Origin of the sequence: Vogesella sp. EB (assembly GCF_001037925.1) — a bacterium.
GTDB classification, from domain to species: Bacteria; Pseudomonadota; Gammaproteobacteria; order Burkholderiales; family Chromobacteriaceae; genus Vogesella; species Vogesella indigofera.
Genome location: NZ_LFDT01000016.1, coordinates 15,297 through 33,140, shown reverse-complemented (window position 1 = coordinate 33,140; position 17,844 = coordinate 15,297). Strand labels below are relative to the sequence as shown.

The window sequence follows — 17,844 nt, the reverse complement described above, 5'->3', positions numbered from 1 at the left end:
GCCATGACGCAGGCACTGCCGCAAGGCGTGGACATCAACGCCCCGGTCACCAGCGCGTTTGCCAGCATCCTTACCCCCGAGGCGCTGGCCTTTGTCGCCACATTGCACCGCCGCTTCGAGCCGCAACGCCGCGAGCTGATGCAGCGCCGCCAGCAGCGCCAGGCCAGCCTCGATGCCGGCGCGCTGCCCGACTTCCTGCCGGAAACCGCCGCCATCCGCCAGGGCGAGTGGCAGATCGCGCCGCTGCCGGCCGATCTGCACGACCGCCGCGTCGAAATTACCGGCCCCGCCGAGCGCAAGGTGATGATCAATGCGCTGAACTCCGGCGCCAGCGTGTTCATGGTCGATTTCGAGGATGCGCAATGCCCGAGCTGGGACAACCAGCTGCAGGGGCAGATCAACCTGCGCGACGCCTGGCGCAGGACGCTGGCTTACCACGGCCACGACGGCCGCCACTACCGCCTCAATGACGACATCGCCACGCTGATGGTGCGCCCGCGCGGCTGGCACCTGCCGGAAAAACACCTGCTGGTCGACGGCCAGATGGTCAACGGCGGCCTGTTCGATTTTGCGCTGTCGTATTTTCATAATGCCGCCGACCTGCACAAGGTTGGCCGCGCGCCGTACTACTACCTGCCGAAGCTGGAATCGCACCTCGAGGCGCGGCTGTGGAACGACATCTTTGTCGCGGCACAGCAGCTGCTGCAGCTGCCGCGCGGCAGCATCAAGGCTACCGCGATGATCGAGAACATCCTCGCCGCCTTCGAGATGGACGAAATCCTGTACGAACTGCGAGAGCACAGCGCCGGTCTCAATGCCGGACGCTGGGACTACATTTTCAGCTGCATCAAGCACTTCCGCCACAATCGCGAGTTCTGTCTCGCCGACCGCGAGCGCATCACCATGCGCGTGCCCTTCATGCGCTCCTACACCCTGCAGCTGATCAAGACCTGCCACCAGCGCGGCGCGCCGGCCATTGGCGGCATGTCGGCGCTGATCCCGATCAAGCACGACCCCAGCAGCAACGAGCTGGCGCTGGCCGAAATCCGCGCCGAAAAGGAACGCGACGCGCGCGACGGCTACGACGGCGGCTGGGTCGCCCACCCCGCGCTGGTACCGCTGGCGCACGAGGCCTTCCGCAGCGTGCTGGGCAGTGCCGTCCACCAGTGGCAACGCCAGCGCGACGACGTGCTAATCACCGCCGCCGACCTGCTCAACTTCCAGCCGGAAACGCCGATCACCGAGCACGGCCTGCGCAACAACATCAACGTCGGCATCCAGTATCTCGGCGCCTGGTTCAGCGGCAACGGCTGCGTGCCGATCCACAACCTGCTGGAAGAGGCCGCCACCGCCGAGATCGCCCGTTCGCAGATCTGGCAGTGGATACGCAGCCCGAAAGGGGTGCTGGACGATGGCCGCAAGGTGACGCTAGGCCTGTTCCGCGACCTGGCCGCCGACGAGATCAACAAGCTGCGCGCCGAGTACGGCAGCCGCTGGCGCCGCCAGTTCGAGGACGCGGCACAGCTGTTCGACCTGCTGATCAGCAGCGACGAGTTCATCGACTTCCTGACCCTGCCCGGCAACGAATATCTGGACTGAGCCACCGCCCTGCCCATTTTGATAGCAAACAGCGCCCAGGCCCCGTTATGGGGCCTTTTCATTTCGCAATGCACCAAGTGATGGCAGATTGCTTCTCATGGATACAATATTTGAAATATTATTGCTTTGCACAAACTGAAATAAGCGGGGTTTTGCAATATCATTGCGCGAAAGCTGCATTACCAAGTCAACAATACCATCCGGAACAAAGGTATCGCCATGATGAACTTCCCTCGCCGCACCGTCCTGGCCGCGCTGCTGGCCGCCAGCCTCAGCCCGTTCGCCACTGCCGCCGACATGAAATCGGTCGCCGTCACCGCCATTGTGGATCACCCGGCGCTGGATGCCGCGCGCAAGGGCGTGGAAGACGAACTGAAGGCTGCCGGCTTCGAGGCCGGCAAGCAGATCAAGTACCAGTACCAGAGCGCGCAGGGCAACCCGGCCACCGCCGCGCAGATCGCCCGCAAGTTCATCGGTGACGCGCCGGACGTGATCGTGGCCATCGCCACGCCGAGCGCGCAGGCCGCCGTCGCCGGCACCCGCAGCATTCCGGTGGTGTTCACCGCGGTCACCGATCCGGTCGCCGCCAAGCTGGTGAAAAGCTGGAAAGCCGGCAACGGCAACGTCACCGGCGTTTCCGACATGCTGAAGCTGTCGTCGCAGGTTGACCTGATCGCCAAGGTGAAGCCGGGCGCCAAGCGCGTCGGCATGGTGTACAGCCCGGGTGAAGTCAACTCGGTGATCGTGGCCAAGGAGCTGAAGGCCGAGCTGGCCAAGCGCGGCATGACGCTGGTGGAAGCCCCGGCGGCACGCACCGTGGACGTGGCCCCGGCCGCCAAGAGCCTGATCGGCAAGGTCGACGTGATCTACACCAGCACCGACAACAACGTGGTGTCGACCTACGAGTCGCTGGTCGGCGTGGCACAGCAGGCCAAGATCCCGCTGGTGGCCGCCGATACCGATTCGGTGAAGCGTGGCGCCACCGCGGCACTGGGCCAGAACTACTACGACATCGGCCGCCAGACCGGCAAGCTGGTGGTGCGCATCCTGAAAGGCGAGAAAGCCGCCGCCATTGCGCCGCAAGTCGGCGAGAAGCTGTCGCTGACGCTGAACCAGGGCGCGGCGCAGAAACAGGGCGTCACCCTGTCGCCGGCCCTGCTGAAGGAAGCCAAGGAAATCATTAAGTAATGCCAACGTTGGCCGCAGCCACCGTTGCGGCCAACCTTGTTCACCCCGCGCTCCGCGATGCCCGATTACCGATTGGCGCACAGGAGCGCTTGTTATTGCAGGTAAGCCATGACCCCTATCGCGTTGATGGGTGCCCTGGAAATCGGTCTGATCTTTGCGCTGGTGGCGCTGGGCGTGCTGATTTCCTTCCGCATCCTTGATTTCCCCGACCTCACCGCCGACGGCAGCTTCCCGCTGGGCGGCGCCGTCGCCGCCACCCTGATCGCCGGCGGCCACGACCCGTGGCTGGCTTGCGGCTTCGGCGCGCTGGCCGGTGCCGCATCCGGCCTGGTCACCGCCTGGCTGCACGTGCGCCTCAACATCCTGCAGCTGCTGGCCAGCATCCTGGTGATGATCGCGCTGTACTCGATCAACCTGCGCATCATGGGCGCGCCCAATATGCCGCTGATCGGCTCGCCGACGGTGTTCGCCCCGTTCATCGGCGAGGCGCTGGAAAACAGCTGGCTGGTGCAGCCGGCGGTGCTGGCGGTGATCATCGTCGTCACCAAGATCGCGCTGGACCTGTTCTTTGCCTCGCAGACCGGCCTCGCGATGCGCGCCACCGGCGCCAACCCGCGCATGGCACGCGCCCAGGGCGTGGCCACCGAGCGCATGGTGCTGTCCGGCATGGCGCTGTCCAATGCGCTGATCGCGCTGGCCGGTGCGCTGTACGTGCAGACCCAGGGCGGCGCCGACGTGTCGATGGGCGTCGGCACCATCGTGGTCGGCCTCGCCGCGGTGATCATCGGCGAAACCCTGCTGCCGTCGCGCAAGCTGTGGGTGATCACGCTGGCCACCATCATCGGCGCGCTGCTGTATCGCCTGCTGATCGCGGTGGCGCTGAACGCCGACTTCATCGGTCTGCAGGCACAGGACCTGAACCTGATCACCGCGCTGCTGGTCGGCTTTGCGCTGGTATTGCCGAAACTGAAAGCGAAATTTTCCCGCAAGGCCGGAGGAAAGCACTGATGCTGCGCGCCGACAATCTGTTCAAGACCTTCAACCCCGGCACCCCGATCGAGAATCCGGTGCTGCGCGGCCTGTCGCTGACCATCGAATCCGGCCAGTTCGTGACCGTGATCGGCAGCAACGGCGCCGGCAAATCCACGCTGCTGAATGCCATCTCCGGCGACCTGTTCGTCGACCGCGGCAGCCTGCACATCGACGAGCAGGACGTCACCCGCGTGCCGGCCTGGCAACGCGCCGGCATGGTGGCGCGCGTGTTCCAGGACCCGATGGCCGGTACCTGCGAAGGGCTCAGCATCGAGGAAAACATGGCGCTGGCGTGGCACCGTGGCCGCAGCCGCGGCTTTGGCCGCGCCATCCGCGCGGAGCAGCGCGAGCTGTTCCGCGACAAGCTGGCGATGCTGAAGCTGGGGCTGGAAAACCGCCTCGCCGACCGCATCGACCTGCTCTCCGGCGGCCAGCGCCAGGCGGTCAGCCTACTGATGGCCTCACTGCAGCCGTCGCGCATCCTGCTGCTGGACGAACACACCGCCGCGCTGGACCCGAAAACCGCCGCCTTCGTGCTGGAGCTGACCGACCGCATCGTGCAGGAAAACAAGCTTACCGCGATGATGGTCACCCACTCCATGCGCCAGGCGCTGGATCATGGCCACCGCACCGTGATGCTGCATCAGGGCCGCGTGGTGCTGGATGTCAGCGGCGACGAGCGCAAGCAGATGCAGGTCAGCGACCTGCTGGCGATGTTCGAGAAAACCCGCGGCGAACAGATCGACGACGACGCGCTACTGCTGGGCTGAAACCGGCAAGCGCCCTACACACAGCACGACCCGCGGGTCGTGCTTTTTCATGTCCGCTCGCCCGCCGCACGACAGCGTTACATTCAACGGCCATAATTAGCCGGTACGATTGCAACCATCACGCATCGCCACAGTCACAGCGCTGTTTTCACCGCGAAAGGTCCCATCATGTCCCTGTTCCTGCGTTCTTCCCGTCCCTTGCTGCTCGGCGTCACCCTGCTGCTGAGCCAGCTGGCACCGGCCCAGGCGGCCGAGCCCGCCACCGTCCTCAACCTCAGCGCCAGCGCCCAGCGCGAGTTGCCCAATGACCAGCTGAACGCGACGCTCTACATCCAGGAACGGCAGCCACAGGCGGCACAGCTGGCCGACAAGTTGAACCGCGCCCTCAACCGCGCCAAGGCCGATGCCGCCGGCTACCCGAAGGTGACCATCAGCAGCGGCAACTACAATAGCTGGCCCAGCTACGACAAGAACGGCAAGATCAATGGCTGGCAGGGCCGCGCCGACATCCGCCTGCACAGCCGCGACTTTACCGCCGCCGCCGAGCTGATCGCCCAGCTGCAGAAATACATGCTGCTGGAAGGGGTGCAGTTCAGCGTCGCCGACAGCACGCGCAAGGCCACCGAGCAGACGCTGATCCCGGAAGCGATTGCCCTGCTGCAGCACCAGGCCACCGCCGCCGGCAAGGCGCTGGGCAAGCCGCAACAGCAGGTGCGCGAGCTGACCATCGGCGAAAGCCAGCCGAACATGCCGCCGCTGATGATGCGCGCCAAGGCGATGACGGCCGATGCGGTGGCCGAGGTGACCACACCGGAATGGCAACCGGGTAAAAGCACCATCCAGCTCAATGTCAGCGGCCGTATCGAGCTGCAATAAGGCCCGGCCCGGCAACGGCGCGATTGACGCTCATCCCGCCGTTGCTGATACTGCGCTTACAATATCGCACTCCCGCGAAACAAGCCGCCAAGCACACACACCATCATGAAACTGATTGCCTCACTGACCAGCCCGTTTGCCCGCAAGGTGCGCGTGGTGCTGGCCGAGAAAAAGATCGACTGCCCGCTGGAACTGGACCTGCCATGGGAGGCCGGCAGCCGGGTCGCCGAGTTCAACCCGCTGGGCAAGGTGCCGGTATTGCTGCTGGACGACGGCAGCGCGCTGTTTGATTCCCGCGTCATCGTCGAGTATCTGGACAGCATTTCCCCGGTGGCACGGCTGTTCCCGCAGGAACGCCGCCAGCTGATCGAAGCCCGCTGCTGGGAGGCGCTGGCCGATGGCATCTGCGATGCCGCCGCCAATATCGTGATCGAACAGCGCCGCCCGCCGGCACTGCAAAGCGCCGACTGGATCAACCGCCAGCACGACAAGGTCATCCGCGGCCTGGCCGCCCTGGCGCACGACCTCGGCGAGCGCAACTGGTGCTGTGCCGACAGCTACGGCATTGCCGACATCAGCGTCGGTTGCTGCCTGGGCTACCTCGACTTCCGCTTTGCCGATCTCGACTGGCGCACGCTGCATCCTAACCTGGCCGGCCTGGCGCTGCGCCTGCAGCAGCGCGCCAGCTTCAGCGACACGCTACCGCCAGCGTAAGCGGCTTGTGCCATGCAGCATGGTAATTCGGGCAATACGGTCTAAGCTTATATCAGGCATGCGCTGTCGCCTGTTATCCAGCAAGGAGAATCATCATGCGGTTGGAACAAATGAAACGCATCGCGGACATGATCGGCCTGAAGAAAAAGTCCCGTGAAGCAGTCTGCCTGATGGAGATCGACGGCATGACCGGTTATGCCGCCTCGCGCCAACTCGATATCAGTCTCTCAACCGTTTCACGCGCGCATGCGCGCTTTCGCAGTGCAATGAAGCAGCTATCCAGCTAAAGCCAGTCCGTCAAAAGCGGCCGGATGCCAGCGCGGCATCCGCCTGCTTTTTAGCTGGCCTGCGATCGCTGACTGGGGCTTGTCGTCCTGTGGCACGAAAAAACTGACAAATCATGGATTTAGCGGTATAGTACTGTCTGTTTCCGTCTTGCTGGCACAGTTTTCGTACTGCTGCCGTCTGTTTTTGCCTGCCCTGCCCTACCTCGCAGGCGACACTCCCCAACACGGTTTCACATTTCTTTCCCGTTCATGCTGCTTATGAACGGGCCTTGGTGCATGGTCTGATGACCGGGCACGGAACCAGCTACCCGAAAGAATACAATGTCTAAAGAAGATATGATCGAACTGCAAGGTGTCGTTACCGAAATGCTGCCTGAATCGCGCTTTCGTGTACTGCTGGACAACGGCGTGGAAATCCTCGCCTACGGCTCCGGCAAAATGCGCATGCACCGCATCCGCGTGCTGATGGGCGACCGCGTCACCGTAGAAATGTCACCGTATGATTTGAGCAAGGGACGGATCAACTTCCGCCACCCGACAGCGCGTCCGGAAGGCGCTCCACAGCACTACCGCCGCTGATATTGAGAATTGAACAAGGAATTTAATGAAAATCCAGGAATTGCAACCAGGTGATCGCATCACCGAACAACGTCTTGACCACACTGTTGCCTACGAAGTCATTGCCATCCGCCAGGTTGGCCGCCGCTTCATGGTGACTTTCAACTCGGCACTGGGATTGTCCAGTGCACACTATCAGGGCGATGCCTACATCGCCGCGGCCCGCTAAGCGCGCCGACTGCCACACGCTGCCAACGCAGCACCCACTACCGGATGGCCCCCCAATAAAAAACCGCCCTGCCACTGGGCAGGACGGTTTGTAACGGGTTAGCCACTGCGGCCAACGTTGGCCGCAATGCTCCGGATCAGATCGACAACTCCAGCATCAGCTTGTTGATCCGCTTCACGAAGGTGGCCGGGTCTTCCAGTTTGCCGCCTTCCGCCAGCAATGCCTGATCGTACAACACGTGCGCCAGGTCTTCGCGACGGCTGTCGTCGCTTTCCGCCGCCAGACGCTTGACCAGCACGTGTTCCGGATTGATCTCCAGTGTCGGCTTGCTGCCTTCCGGCACCGGCTGGCCGGCGGCTTTCAGCATGCGTTCCAGATGCGCGCTCATCTCGTGCTCGCCCACCACCAGGCAGGCCGGGCTGTCGGTCAGCCGCGCAGTGGCACGCACGTCTTTCACGCGCTCGCCCAGCGCCTTCTGCACCAGCTCTACTACCGGCTTGGCGGCTTCTTCCACCTGCTTCTGCGCTTCCTTGTCGGCGTCGTCTTCCAGCGCGCCCAGATCCAGTGCGCCCTTGGCGACAGACTGCAGCTGCTTGCCGTCGAACTCGGTCAGCGAACCGGTCACCCACTCGTCGACACGGTCGGTGAGCAGCAGCACTTCCACGCCCTTCTTCTTGAACACTTCCAGGTGCGGGCTGTTGCGCGCCGCGGACAGGCTGTCGGCGGTGATGAAGTAGATCTTGTCCTGGCCTTCCTTCATGCGGCCAACGTAGTCGGCCAGCGACACGTCAGGCACATCGCCTTCCGATGCGGTGGACACGAAGCGCAGCAGCTTGGCGATGCGCTCCTTGTTGGCGAAGTCCTCGCCAACACCCTCTTTCAGCACCTGGCCGAATTCCTTCCAGAACGCGGCGTACTTGTCCTGCTCGTTGGCAGCGAGGTCGTCCAGCAGGCCCAGCACCTTCTTCACGCAGCCGGCACGGATGGCGTCGATGTCCTTGGATTCCTGCAGGATCTCGCGCGACACGTTCAGCGGCAGGTCGTTGCTGTCGATCACGCCGCGCACGAAGCGCAGGTACTGCGGCATCAGCTTGTTGCTGTCTTCCATGATGAACACGCGGCGCACGTACAGTTTCACGCCCTGCTTGCGCTCGCGATCCCACATGTCGAACGGGGCGCGCGACGGGATGTACAGCAACTCGGTGTACTCCTGGCGGCCTTCGACGCGGGCATGGCTCCAGGCCAGCGGCTCGGTAAAGTCATGCGCCACGTGCTTGTAGAATTCCTGGTACTGCTCTTCGGTAATGTCGTTCTTGCTGCGCGTCCACAGCGCGGAGGCTTCGTTGACCACTTCGAAATCATCGCTGACGATCACTTCGCCGTTCTCGCCGTAGCTGTTGCCCTTCTTCATCTCGATCGGGATCGAGATGTGGTCGGAATAGGTGCGCACGATGCGCTTCAGCGACCACTCGTTGAGGAAGTCGTCGTTGCCGTCCTTCAGGTGCAGCACGATCTCGGTGCCGCGGCCAACCTTGTCCACCGGCTCGAGGGTGAAGTCGCCCTCGCCGGCCGACTCCCAGCGCACGCCTTCGCTGGCGGTGCTGCCGGCGCGACGGGTGGTCAGTGTCACCTTGTCGGCGACGATGAAGGCGGAGTAGAAGCCGACACCGAACTGGCCGATCAGGTTGGCATCCTTCTTGGCGTCGCCGGACAGCTGCTCGAAGAAGGCCTTGGTGCCGGACTTGGCGATGGTACCGATGTTGGCGATCACCTCGTCGCGGCTCATGCCGATGCCGTTGTCGGCGATGGTGATGGTCTTGGCATCCTTGTCGACGCTGATACGGATTTTCAGCTCGGGATCATTCTCGAACAGGGCGGCATTGTTCAGCCCCTCGAAACGCAGCTTGTCGGCCGCATCGCTGGCGTTGGACACCAGCTCACGCAGGAAGATTTCCTTGTTGGAGTACAAGGAATGGATCATCAGTTTCAGCAGCTGTTTGACTTCGGTCTGAAAACCCAGGGTTTCTTTCTGTGCGCTCATGGCTATGTCTGAATGAAGAGTTGATAACAGAGGACAAGATGGCGGCAGGCGCAGATTCTTCAAGAGCCGGCCGGCGCCGCCAGCCGCGGCCATGAAAAAACCCGGCACCTGTCGGTAGCCGGGTTGAGGATGGGCGAACGCGCGTGTCAGGCGCCGGCGCCGTCCTTTTTCTCGCGCAGGCCGGGCGGCAGCGCGAACACGATGCTCTCTTCCACCCCGTTCAGCTCGCTGACGCTGGTGGCGCCAAACAGGCGGATCTGCTCGATCACCGCCTGCACCAGCACCTCCGGCGCGCTGGCGCCGGCGGTGACGCCGACACGCTGCTTGCCGTCGAACCATGCCGGCTGCAGCAGGGTGGCGTTGTCGACCATGTAGGCGGTCACGCCGCGCAAGGCCGCCACTTCGCGCAGGCGATTGGAGTTGGAGCTGTTCGGCGAGCCGACCACGATCACGATGTCGCACTCGTCGGACAAGACCTTCACCGCATCCTGGCGATTCTGCGTGGCGTAGCAGATGTCGTCCTTCTTCGGACTGATGATCTGCGGAAAGCGCGCCTTCAGCGCATTGATGATGTCGCGGGTCTCGTCCACCGACAGCGTGGTCTGGCTGACATAGGACAGCCGCGACTCGTCCGGCAGCTGCAGCGTGGCGACATCGTCGACGGTCTCCACCAGGTACATGCCGTGCTCGACCTGGCCCATGGTGCCTTCCACCTCGGGGTGGCCCTTGTGGCCGATCATGATGATGCTCATGCCGGCCTGGTGCATCCGCTTGACCTCGACATGCACCTTGGTCACCAGCGGACAGGTGGCGTCGTACACCGTCAGGCCACGCGCTTCCGCTTCCTGGCGTACCGATTGCGGCACTCCGTGCGCGGAGTAGATCAGGGTGGCGCCGGGCGGCACGTCCTGCAACTCCTCGATGAAAATGGCGCCCTTGTCGCGCAGGTTGTCGACCACGAAGCGGTTATGCACCACCTCGTGGCGGACATAGATCGGGGCGCCGTAGATTTCCAGCGCGCGCTCGACGATGGCGATGGCACGGTCGACGCCGGCGCAGAAACCGCGCGGGTTGGCCAGCATGATGGTCTTCGTCATCGGGATATCCTTCAGTAGCTAAAAGGTTGGCCGCAAGGCTGCGGCCAACGTTGTCGTCATGGTTGCGGGTGGCGGAAGCTGTCGATCACCATCAGCACGGCACCGACACAGATGAAGCTGTCAGCGAGGTTGAAGGCCGGGTAGTACCAGCTGTTGTAGTAGTGCACCTGGATGAAATCGATGACGTGGCCGTGCAGCAGGCGGTCGATCACATTGCCCAGCGCACCACCGATGATGAACGACGCCGCCAGGCTCATCACCGTGCTGAAGCGCCCTTTCACCATCTGCCAGCCCAGCCAGCCGGAGACGGCGAAGGCCAGCGCGGTGAAGAAGAACTTCTGCCAGCCGCCGGCATCGGCGAGGAAGCTGAACGCCGCCCCCGGGTTGTACAGCAGGGTGAAGCCGAAATAACCCGGGATCACCGCGCGGTACTCGCCGAACTGGTAGGTGGTATTGAAATGGATCTTGCTGAGCTGGTCGATCACGATGATCAGCAGCGCCAGCAGGAACCATTTCAGGCTGTCACGCAGGGCCGTGGCCGGCCCTGCCGTTTGCAGTTCGACATCAGGCGTGGACACGGGCCTCACCTTTACCATCAATGTTGTCGACGCAGCGGCCGCAGACATTGCCATGACCGGCATGGCTGCCGACGTCGCTGCGGTAGTGCCAGCAACGATCACACTTGGCATGTGCCGACGGCGTGACCGTGATGCTCAGCGCGGTGCCTTCGCTGACGCTGATGCGCGATACCATCAGCACGAACTTGAGATCGTCGCCGAGGCTGGCCAAGAGCGGGAACAGCACTTCGTCGGCCACGACATCGACCTCGGCCTGCAGTGCGGAACCGAGCTGCTCGGCACTGCGCAGTGCCTCGATATCCTTGTTCAGCTGTGCGCGGAAGGCGCGAATGGCCTGCCACTTGCCGACCAGGTCCGCTTCCTGCTGTTCGCCGGTGAGCGGGAACTCGTGCCACACGTGGAACAGCGGCGATTCCTCGTCGCTGCCGACCAGCACTTCCCACGCCTCGTCGGCGGTGAAGCACAGGATAGGCGACACCAGCAGCAGCAGGCTGCGGGTGATGTGGTACAGCGCGGTCTGCGCACTGCGGCGCGCGTGGCTGCCCGCCTGGGTGGTGTACAGGCGGTCCTTGAGGATGTCGAGGTAGAAGGCGCCCAGATCCTCGGAGCAGTAGTTGACGATTTCCTGCACCGCGTGGTGGAAAGCGTAGCGCGGATACAGCTCGCCGGTCACCTTTTCCTGCATTTCCTTGGCCATCAGCAGCGCGTAGCGATCGATCTCCAGCAGGCTACCGAACGGCACCGCGTGCTCCATCGGATCGAAGTCCGACAGGTTGGCCAGCAGGAAACGGAAGGTATTGCGCAGACGGCGGTAGCTCTCGGTGACGCGCTTGAGGATCTCGTCGGAGATCGCCAGCTCGCCGGAGTAGTCGGTGGAGGCCACCCACAGGCGCAGGATGTCGGCGCCCAGGCTGTCGTTGACCTTCTGCGGTGCCACCACGTTGCCCTTGGACTTGGACATCTTCAGGCCCTTGCCGTCCACCACGAAGCCGTGGGTCAGCAATTGCTGGTACGGCGCGCGACCGATGGTGGCGCAGCCGGTGAGCAAGGACGACTGGAACCAGCCGCGATGCTGGTCGGAGCCTTCCAGGTACAGGTCGGCCGGCCACGCCAGCTCCGGACGCTGTTTCAGCACCGCGAAGTGGGTGGAGCCGGAGTCGAACCACACGTCGAGGGTGTCGCTCAGCTTGCGGTAGTTGGCCGCATCGTCGCCCAGCAGTTCGGCAGCGTCGAGGCTGAACCAGCCTTCGATACCCTGCTGCTCGATGCGCAGCGCCACCTGTTCCAGCAGCGCGGCGGAATCCGGATGCAGCTCGCCGCTTTCCTTGTGCACGAAGAAGGTCATCGGCACGCCCCAGTTACGCTGGCGCGACACGCACCAGTCCGGGCGGTTGCTGATCATCGCTTCCAGACGGGCACGACCCCAGGCCGGGAAGAATTCGGTGCTGTCCACCGCGTGCTTGGCGCGCTCGCGCAGCACTTCGCTGTCCTTGCCGGACTTGTCCATGCCGATGAACCACTGCGCGGTGGCGCGGAAGATGATCGGCGTCTTGTGACGCCAGCAGTGCGGGTAGCTGTGCAGCAGTTTTTCCTGGTGGATCAGCGCGCCCTGCTCGACCAGTGTCTCGATCACTTTCGGATTGGCTTCCCACACCGACAGGCCGGCGTACAGCTCGGTGGTGGACTTGTAGCGGCCGTTGTCGGCCACCGGGTTGTCCACCGGAATGCCGTACTGCTGGCCGACCTGGAAGTCTTCCAGACCGTGCGCCGGTGCGGTGTGCACGAGGCCGGTACCGGCGTCGGTGGTGACGTGCTCGCCGCAGATGATCGGCACCTGACGGTCGTAGAACGGGTGCTGCAAACGGATCAGCTCCAGCTTGTCGCCGCTGGTTTCCGCCAGCACGGTGCCGTCCACGCCGTAGCGTTTGAGGGTCACTTCGGCCAGGTCCTTGGCCAGGATCAGCTTGCCCTTGGCGGTGTCCAGCAGCTGGTACACCAGCTTGGCATTGACCGATACCGCCTGGTTGGCCGGCAGCGTCCACGGCGTGGTGGTCCAGATCACGGCACGGGCATCGTCAACGTTGGCGGCAAGACCAAACGCTGCGGCCAACTTGTCGCCTTCCAGCACCTTGAAGCCGACGTCGATCGCCGGCGAGGTCTTGTCTTCGTATTCGACTTCCGCCTCGGCCAGCGCCGAGCCGCACTCGATGCACCAGTGCACCGGCTTCTCGCCCTTGAACAGGTAGCCGTTCTCGTAAATCTTGCCGAGGGTGCGCACGATGTCGGCCTCGGTTTTGAAATCCATGGTCAGGTACGGGTTGTCCCAGTCACCCAGCACGCCCAGACGGATGAAGTCCTTCTTCTGGCGCGCGATCTGCTCGTGCGCGTATTCGCGGCACAGTTCGCGGAACTTGGCGGCCGGAATGTCCTTGCCGTGCAGTTTTTCTACCATCAGCTCGATCGGCAGGCCGTGGCAATCCCAGCCCGGCACGTACGGCGCGTCGAAGCCGGACAGCGTCTTGGAACGGACGATGATGTCCTTCAGCACCTTGTTGACGGCATGGCCGATATGGATATCGCCGTTGGCATAGGGCGGGCCGTCGTGCAGGATGAACTTGGGACGGCCGGCAGCGACTTTACGCAGTTTCTGGTAGCGCTGCTGTTCGGTCCAGCGCTTGAGCCAAGCGGGTTCACGTTTGGCCAGATCACCCCGCATCGGGAACGGGGTATCCAGCAGGTTTACGGTCTTGCGATAGTCGATGCTCATGCCTGATCTCGTTGCAAACTGGTCAAATAGGTCTTGGCGCTGGCGGCGTCGCGTTCAATCTGCGCCACCAGCTCGTTCAAATCATCATAACGCGCTTCATCGCGCAATTTTTTCAGAAAGTGCACCGAAACACGCTGGCCATACAGATCACCGTGAAAATCGAACAAATGCACTTCCAGCTTGTAGTGCTGGCTGTCGGTGACCGTCGGGTTCTTGCCGAGGCTGGCCACACCGCCGAGACGCCCCTGCGGCGTATCGACTTCCACCACGAACACCCCCTGCAGCGCCGGTCGCAGATGCGGCAGATGCACGTTGGCGGTCGGGAAGCCGATGGTGCGCCCCAGCTTCTGGCCGTGCATCACCTTGCCACTGATCTGGTACGGCCGCCCCAGCAAGGTGGCCGCGCGTTGCAGGTCGCCGGCGGCCAGGGTATCGCGCACCAGGGTGCTGGAAGCGCGCTCACCGGCCACCAGCACCGACGGCATCGCTTCGGTGACAAAATCGGGACAGGCGCTGAGCAGCTCGAAATTGCCCTTGCGGTCGGCTCCAAACTGGAAATCATCGCCGATCAGCAGATAACGGGTCTGCAATTGCTGCAGCAACACCTCGCGCATGAACAACTCGGCCGGCATGCGCGAAAAGGCGTGGTTGAAACGGTAGACAAACACATAGTCGACCCGTTCTTCTTCCGCCAGGAATTGCAGCTTGTCGCGCAGCACGGACAACCGTGCCGGTGGCTGGCTGCGGGCAAAGAACTCGCGCGGGTGCGGCTCGAAAGTCAGCAGCGCGGTAGGCAGGCCACGGGCGGCAGCCTCGTGCCGCAAGCGGGCCAGCATCTTCTGATGACCGAGGTGGACACCGTCGAAATTACCGATGGTCAGCGCACAGGGCAACAAATCATGGCGACGCGGGTCGCCCAGAAACGCTCGCATGGGCAGTCGTGCTCGAAAAGAAACAAACAGTGATTTTAACCAGCCACCCTGAGCCGCGCCAGCCCAAAGCCAAAAAACAAAAGCCCCGGCAGGAGCCGGGGCTTTCTGGCAAGAAGCGAGACTTACATCTTCACTTCTTTGGCAGTTTCTACAGTCACTTCGAAGCGACGATCCGGCTCCAGGCAGGCGATACGCTGGGTACGAGCCTTGATCTTCGAGCACTGCTCGGTCAGCTTGGCTTGCGATTCGCCAGCGCCGGAAGCAGTGATCTTCTCGGCAGGGATGCCGCCAGCAACCAAGTAGTCCTTCACGGCGTTGGCACGACGCTCGGACAGTTTCTGGTTGTAGGCTTCGGCGCCCATGTAGTCAGTGTGACCAACGATGGCAACCGACTTCAGGTACTTGTCGCCCTTCAGTTCCGCAACCACGCCGTCCAGCGCTGCGTTGCCGGAAGTGATCACGGTCTTGTCGAAGGCGAACAGGCCGGCAGCCGACAGGGTGAAGGACTTGATCTGGGAAACCACGGCAGGAGCCGGAGCAACTGGCGCTACAGCAACCGGCTTCGGAGCTTCCTTGTCGCCGCACTCAACCAGGCCGTCAGTTGCCTTGTTGAAGTAGCCGTCTTTCCAGCATTCGCCGTAGGCGTTGCGAGCCACGTTGTCCAGCGCGCCGTCAGTCGCGTAGCCGGCCTTGGCAGCGAAAGCGCCGCTGGACAGCATCATGGCAACAACCAGTGCGCTCAGTTTGATCGATTTATTCATAGCATTTCCTCTTTGTTGGATAAGTCTACCAGCTTCGCAAAACTGCTCATGACAAGCACAGCACGTCAAGCTTTAAGACAAACGCGAAATTCATCCGTTGCCAGATAGTTGGAGTGACTATAGGTAGTCGATCACCACCATGTCAACTTTAGCTCAATGGAATGCGACAAAAAAAGCAACACAAAAGCGGACCATTCTATCGAAACACCACACTTTCAGTTGCTAACAAGCAACAATTTAGCGCTGAGTGCGTCTTTTAAACAACGGCTCCGGCTGCAGTACGGTGGCCTGATACTGGTCGCTGAAATCGCGCAGCCCATCCAGTGCCGCCTCGGCCGGACGGTCGTCGCGAATCGCGAACACGGTGAAACCGACCCGTGCCAGATACGCCAGCTGATCGCGCTGCACGTCGCCAATGGCACGCAACTCTCCCTGATAACCGTAGCGCTCGCGCAGCAATCGGGCAAGGCTATAGCCGCGGCCATCGGTAAAGGCAGGGAAATCAATGGCGATCAGCGGCAACTGCGCCAGCGCCGGCCGCAGCACGGTCAGGTCGGCATCCGGTGCCAGCCATACCGCGCTCTGGCCGCTGCGGGCGGCAGGGTCAAGCGCCAGCCAGGCGGCCAGCGGCAGGATGACATCCTCCGCCGCGTCATAGCTTTCGTCGTCGCTGCGGATCAGGCGCCATGCATCTTCCGTGACCGCGTCGTTCTTAATGAGATTTTGCATAAACGCGCTCCTTGAATGGCTCCAGCCCGATACGGCGTACGGTCTCGATAAAGCGTTCGCCAGCCAGGCGTTGTTCCACATACAGGTTCATGATCTTCTCGAACGCCAGCGGCACATCGGCCTGAGCAAACGACGGCCCGATCACCTTGCCGATGGCGGTGTGGTTGCCCTGGCTGCCGCCGAGGGTGATCTGGTACCACTCTTCGCCATTTTTATCAACGCCAAGAATACCGATGTTGCCGATGTGATGGTGACCACAGGCATTCATGCAGCCGGAGAAGTTGCAGTCAATGTCGCCGAGGTCGAACAGGTAGTCGAGGTTGTCGAACTTCAGCTGGATCGCTTCCGCCACCGGAATGGAACGGGCATTGGCCAGCGAGCAGAAATCACCACCCGGACAGCAGATGATGTCGGTCAGCAGGCCAACGTTCGGGGTAGCGAAACCGTGCTGGCGTGCCAGCTGCCACACCTCGTACAGGTCGCTTTCCTTCACGTCCGGCAGGATCAGGTTCTGTTCGTGCGCCACGCGCAGCTCGCCAAAGCCGAAACGGTCGGCCCAGTCGGCAGCGGCGTCCATCTGTTCGGCCGTGATGTCACCCGGCGGCACGCCGGTCTTCTTCAGCGACAGCACCACCGAGCGGTAGCCGGTCTGCTTGTGGCTGCGGGTATTGCGCGCCACCCACTTGGCGAACGCGGCATCGCTGACCAGCGGCACGGTGAACGCTTCCGGGTTGGCGGCCAGCGGTTCATAGGCCGGATCGGTAAAGAAGCTGGCGTAGTGCGCCACGTCCTCGTCACGCAGCGTCGCCGCGCCGTCTTTCAGGTGCGCCCACTCGTCTTCCACCTTGGCGGCGAAGGCTTCCGGCGTCATCGCCTGTACCAGGATCTTGATGCGCGCCTTGTACTTGTTGTCGCGACGGCCGAAGCGGTTATACACGCGCAGCACGGCGTCGAGGTAGGTCAGCAGGTGGCGGGTCGGCAGGAACTCGCGGATGGTCTTGCCAACCAGCGGGGTGCGGCCGAGGCCGCCGCCGACGATCACCTTGAAGCCGACTTCACCGGCGTCGTTCTTCACCACGTGCAGGCCGATGTCGTGCACCTGGGTGGCGGCACGGTCGTCGGCGCTGCCGGAGACGGCGATCTTGAATTTGCGCGGCAGGTAGGCGAATTCCGGGTGCAGCGTGCTCCACTGGCGGATGATTTCGCAGTAGGCGCGGCCATCCAGATACTCGTCGGCGGCGACACCGGCAAAGGCATCGGTGGTGGTGTTGCGCACACAGTTGCCGGAGGTCTGGATCGCGTGCATCTCGACCTCGGCCAGCTCGGCGAGGATGTCGGGCACCCGCTCCAGCGCCGGCCAGTTGAACTGGATGTTCTGGCGCGTGGTCAGGTGGCCATAGCCGCGATCGTAGGTACGGGCGATGTGGGACAGCTTGCGCAGCTGGGTGCTGGACAGGTGGCCATAGGGAATGGCGACGCGCAGCATCGGCGCGTGGCGTTGCACATAGAGGCCATTCATCAGCCGCAGCGGGCGAAATTCGTCTTCCGACAGCTCACCGGCCAGGTAGCGGCGGGTCTGGTCGCGGAACTGCTCGACGCGCTCGCGCACCAGGCGGTGATCCACTTCATCGTACTTGTACATGCTTCTGTTTCCTCAAGCGGTATTGGCCGCACTGGCTGCGGCCA

At 62.9% G+C, this 17,844-nt stretch carries 17 protein-coding genes; 9 read left to right on the top strand and 8 right to left on the bottom strand.

The features are described from left to right. Positions 1-3: 3 nt before the first annotated feature. From aceB to ACG97_RS10595, 9 genes are all read left to right on the top strand, one after another. Positions 4-1,599 carry a malate synthase A gene (aceB, locus tag ACG97_RS10635; RefSeq protein ID WP_047967338.1) on the top strand — a complete coding sequence of 532 codons (1,596 nt, stop codon included), beginning with the start codon at positions 4-6 and terminating at the stop codon, positions 1,597-1,599. Positions 1,600-1,821: 222 nt separating this feature from the next. Continuing rightward, positions 1,822-2,787, top strand: coding sequence for an ABC transporter substrate-binding protein (locus ACG97_RS10630; RefSeq protein ID WP_156168014.1), 966 nt, complete (start codon positions 1,822-1,824; stop codon positions 2,785-2,787). A 108-nt stretch (positions 2,788-2,895) separates the two neighbouring features. After that, a complete protein-coding gene (locus ACG97_RS10625) occupies positions 2,896-3,795 on the top strand; it encodes an ABC transporter permease (protein WP_047967336.1) in 900 nt (299 codons plus the stop codon). Beyond that, positions 3,795-4,589, top strand: a complete 795-nt coding sequence (locus ACG97_RS10620) for an ABC transporter ATP-binding protein (RefSeq protein WP_047967335.1) — start codon at positions 3,795-3,797, stop codon at positions 4,587-4,589. Before ACG97_RS10625 ends, ACG97_RS10620 begins: the two co-directional genes overlap by 1 nt. 168 nt (positions 4,590-4,757) lie before the next feature. After that, positions 4,758-5,465: an SIMPL domain-containing protein gene (locus ACG97_RS10615; protein WP_047967334.1), complete on the top strand. Its 708-nt coding sequence runs from the start codon at positions 4,758-4,760 to the stop codon at positions 5,463-5,465. A 105-nt stretch (positions 5,466-5,570) separates the two neighbouring features. Continuing rightward, positions 5,571-6,179 carry a glutathione S-transferase gene (locus tag ACG97_RS10610; RefSeq protein WP_047967333.1) on the top strand — a complete coding sequence of 203 codons (609 nt, stop codon included), beginning with the start codon at positions 5,571-5,573 and terminating at the stop codon, positions 6,177-6,179. Positions 6,180-6,274: 95 nt separating this feature from the next. After that, positions 6,275-6,466 (top strand): hypothetical protein, encoded by a 192-nt coding sequence (locus ACG97_RS10605; protein WP_047967332.1) that lies wholly within the window; start codon positions 6,275-6,277, stop codon positions 6,464-6,466. A gap of 321 nt (positions 6,467-6,787) precedes the next feature. Further along, positions 6,788-7,045 carry a translation initiation factor IF-1 gene (gene infA / locus ACG97_RS10600; RefSeq protein WP_047967331.1) on the top strand — a complete coding sequence of 86 codons (258 nt, stop codon included), beginning with the start codon at positions 6,788-6,790 and terminating at the stop codon, positions 7,043-7,045. 25 nt (positions 7,046-7,070) lie between these two features. After that, positions 7,071-7,253: a hypothetical protein gene (locus tag ACG97_RS10595; RefSeq protein WP_047967330.1), complete on the top strand. Its 183-nt coding sequence runs from the start codon at positions 7,071-7,073 to the stop codon at positions 7,251-7,253. 136 nt (positions 7,254-7,389) lie between these two features. Here ACG97_RS10595 and htpG read toward each other — a convergent pair whose 3' ends face one another. The 8 genes from htpG to ACG97_RS10555 form a co-directional block, all read right to left on the bottom strand. Further along, complete coding sequence (gene htpG / locus ACG97_RS10590; RefSeq protein WP_047967329.1) at positions 7,390-9,294, bottom strand: molecular chaperone HtpG; 1,905 nt, start codon at positions 9,292-9,294, stop codon at positions 7,390-7,392. A gap of 146 nt (positions 9,295-9,440) precedes the next feature. After that, positions 9,441-10,391 carry a 4-hydroxy-3-methylbut-2-enyl diphosphate reductase gene (gene ispH / locus ACG97_RS10585; RefSeq protein ID WP_047967328.1) on the bottom strand — a complete coding sequence of 317 codons (951 nt, stop codon included), beginning with the start codon at positions 10,389-10,391 and terminating at the stop codon, positions 9,441-9,443. A gap of 56 nt (positions 10,392-10,447) precedes the next feature. Continuing rightward, positions 10,448-10,987, bottom strand: a complete 540-nt coding sequence (gene lspA / locus ACG97_RS10580) for a signal peptidase II (protein ID WP_082133727.1) — start codon at positions 10,985-10,987, stop codon at positions 10,448-10,450. Further along, positions 10,956-13,736, bottom strand: a complete 2,781-nt coding sequence (ileS, locus tag ACG97_RS10575; RefSeq protein ID WP_047967327.1) for an isoleucine--tRNA ligase — start codon at positions 13,734-13,736, stop codon at positions 10,956-10,958. The genes lspA and ileS overlap by 32 nt, the downstream gene beginning before the upstream one ends. Then, complete coding sequence (locus ACG97_RS10570) at positions 13,733-14,668, bottom strand: bifunctional riboflavin kinase/FAD synthetase (RefSeq protein ID WP_047967326.1); 936 nt, start codon at positions 14,666-14,668, stop codon at positions 13,733-13,735. The genes ileS and ACG97_RS10570 overlap by 4 nt, the downstream gene beginning before the upstream one ends. A 122-nt stretch (positions 14,669-14,790) precedes the next feature. Then, on the bottom strand, positions 14,791-15,429 hold the full coding sequence (locus ACG97_RS10565; RefSeq protein ID WP_047967325.1) for an OmpA family protein: 639 nt from the start codon (positions 15,427-15,429) through the stop codon (positions 14,791-14,793). Between the two features lie 237 nt (positions 15,430-15,666). Next, positions 15,667-16,158 (bottom strand): DUF934 domain-containing protein, encoded by a 492-nt coding sequence (locus ACG97_RS10560; RefSeq protein ID WP_047967324.1) that lies wholly within the window; start codon positions 16,156-16,158, stop codon positions 15,667-15,669. Beyond that, positions 16,142-17,800: a nitrite/sulfite reductase gene (locus tag ACG97_RS10555; RefSeq protein WP_047967323.1), complete on the bottom strand. Its 1,659-nt coding sequence runs from the start codon at positions 17,798-17,800 to the stop codon at positions 16,142-16,144. Before ACG97_RS10555 ends, ACG97_RS10560 begins: the two co-directional genes overlap by 17 nt. Positions 17,801-17,844: the final 44 nt, after the last annotated feature.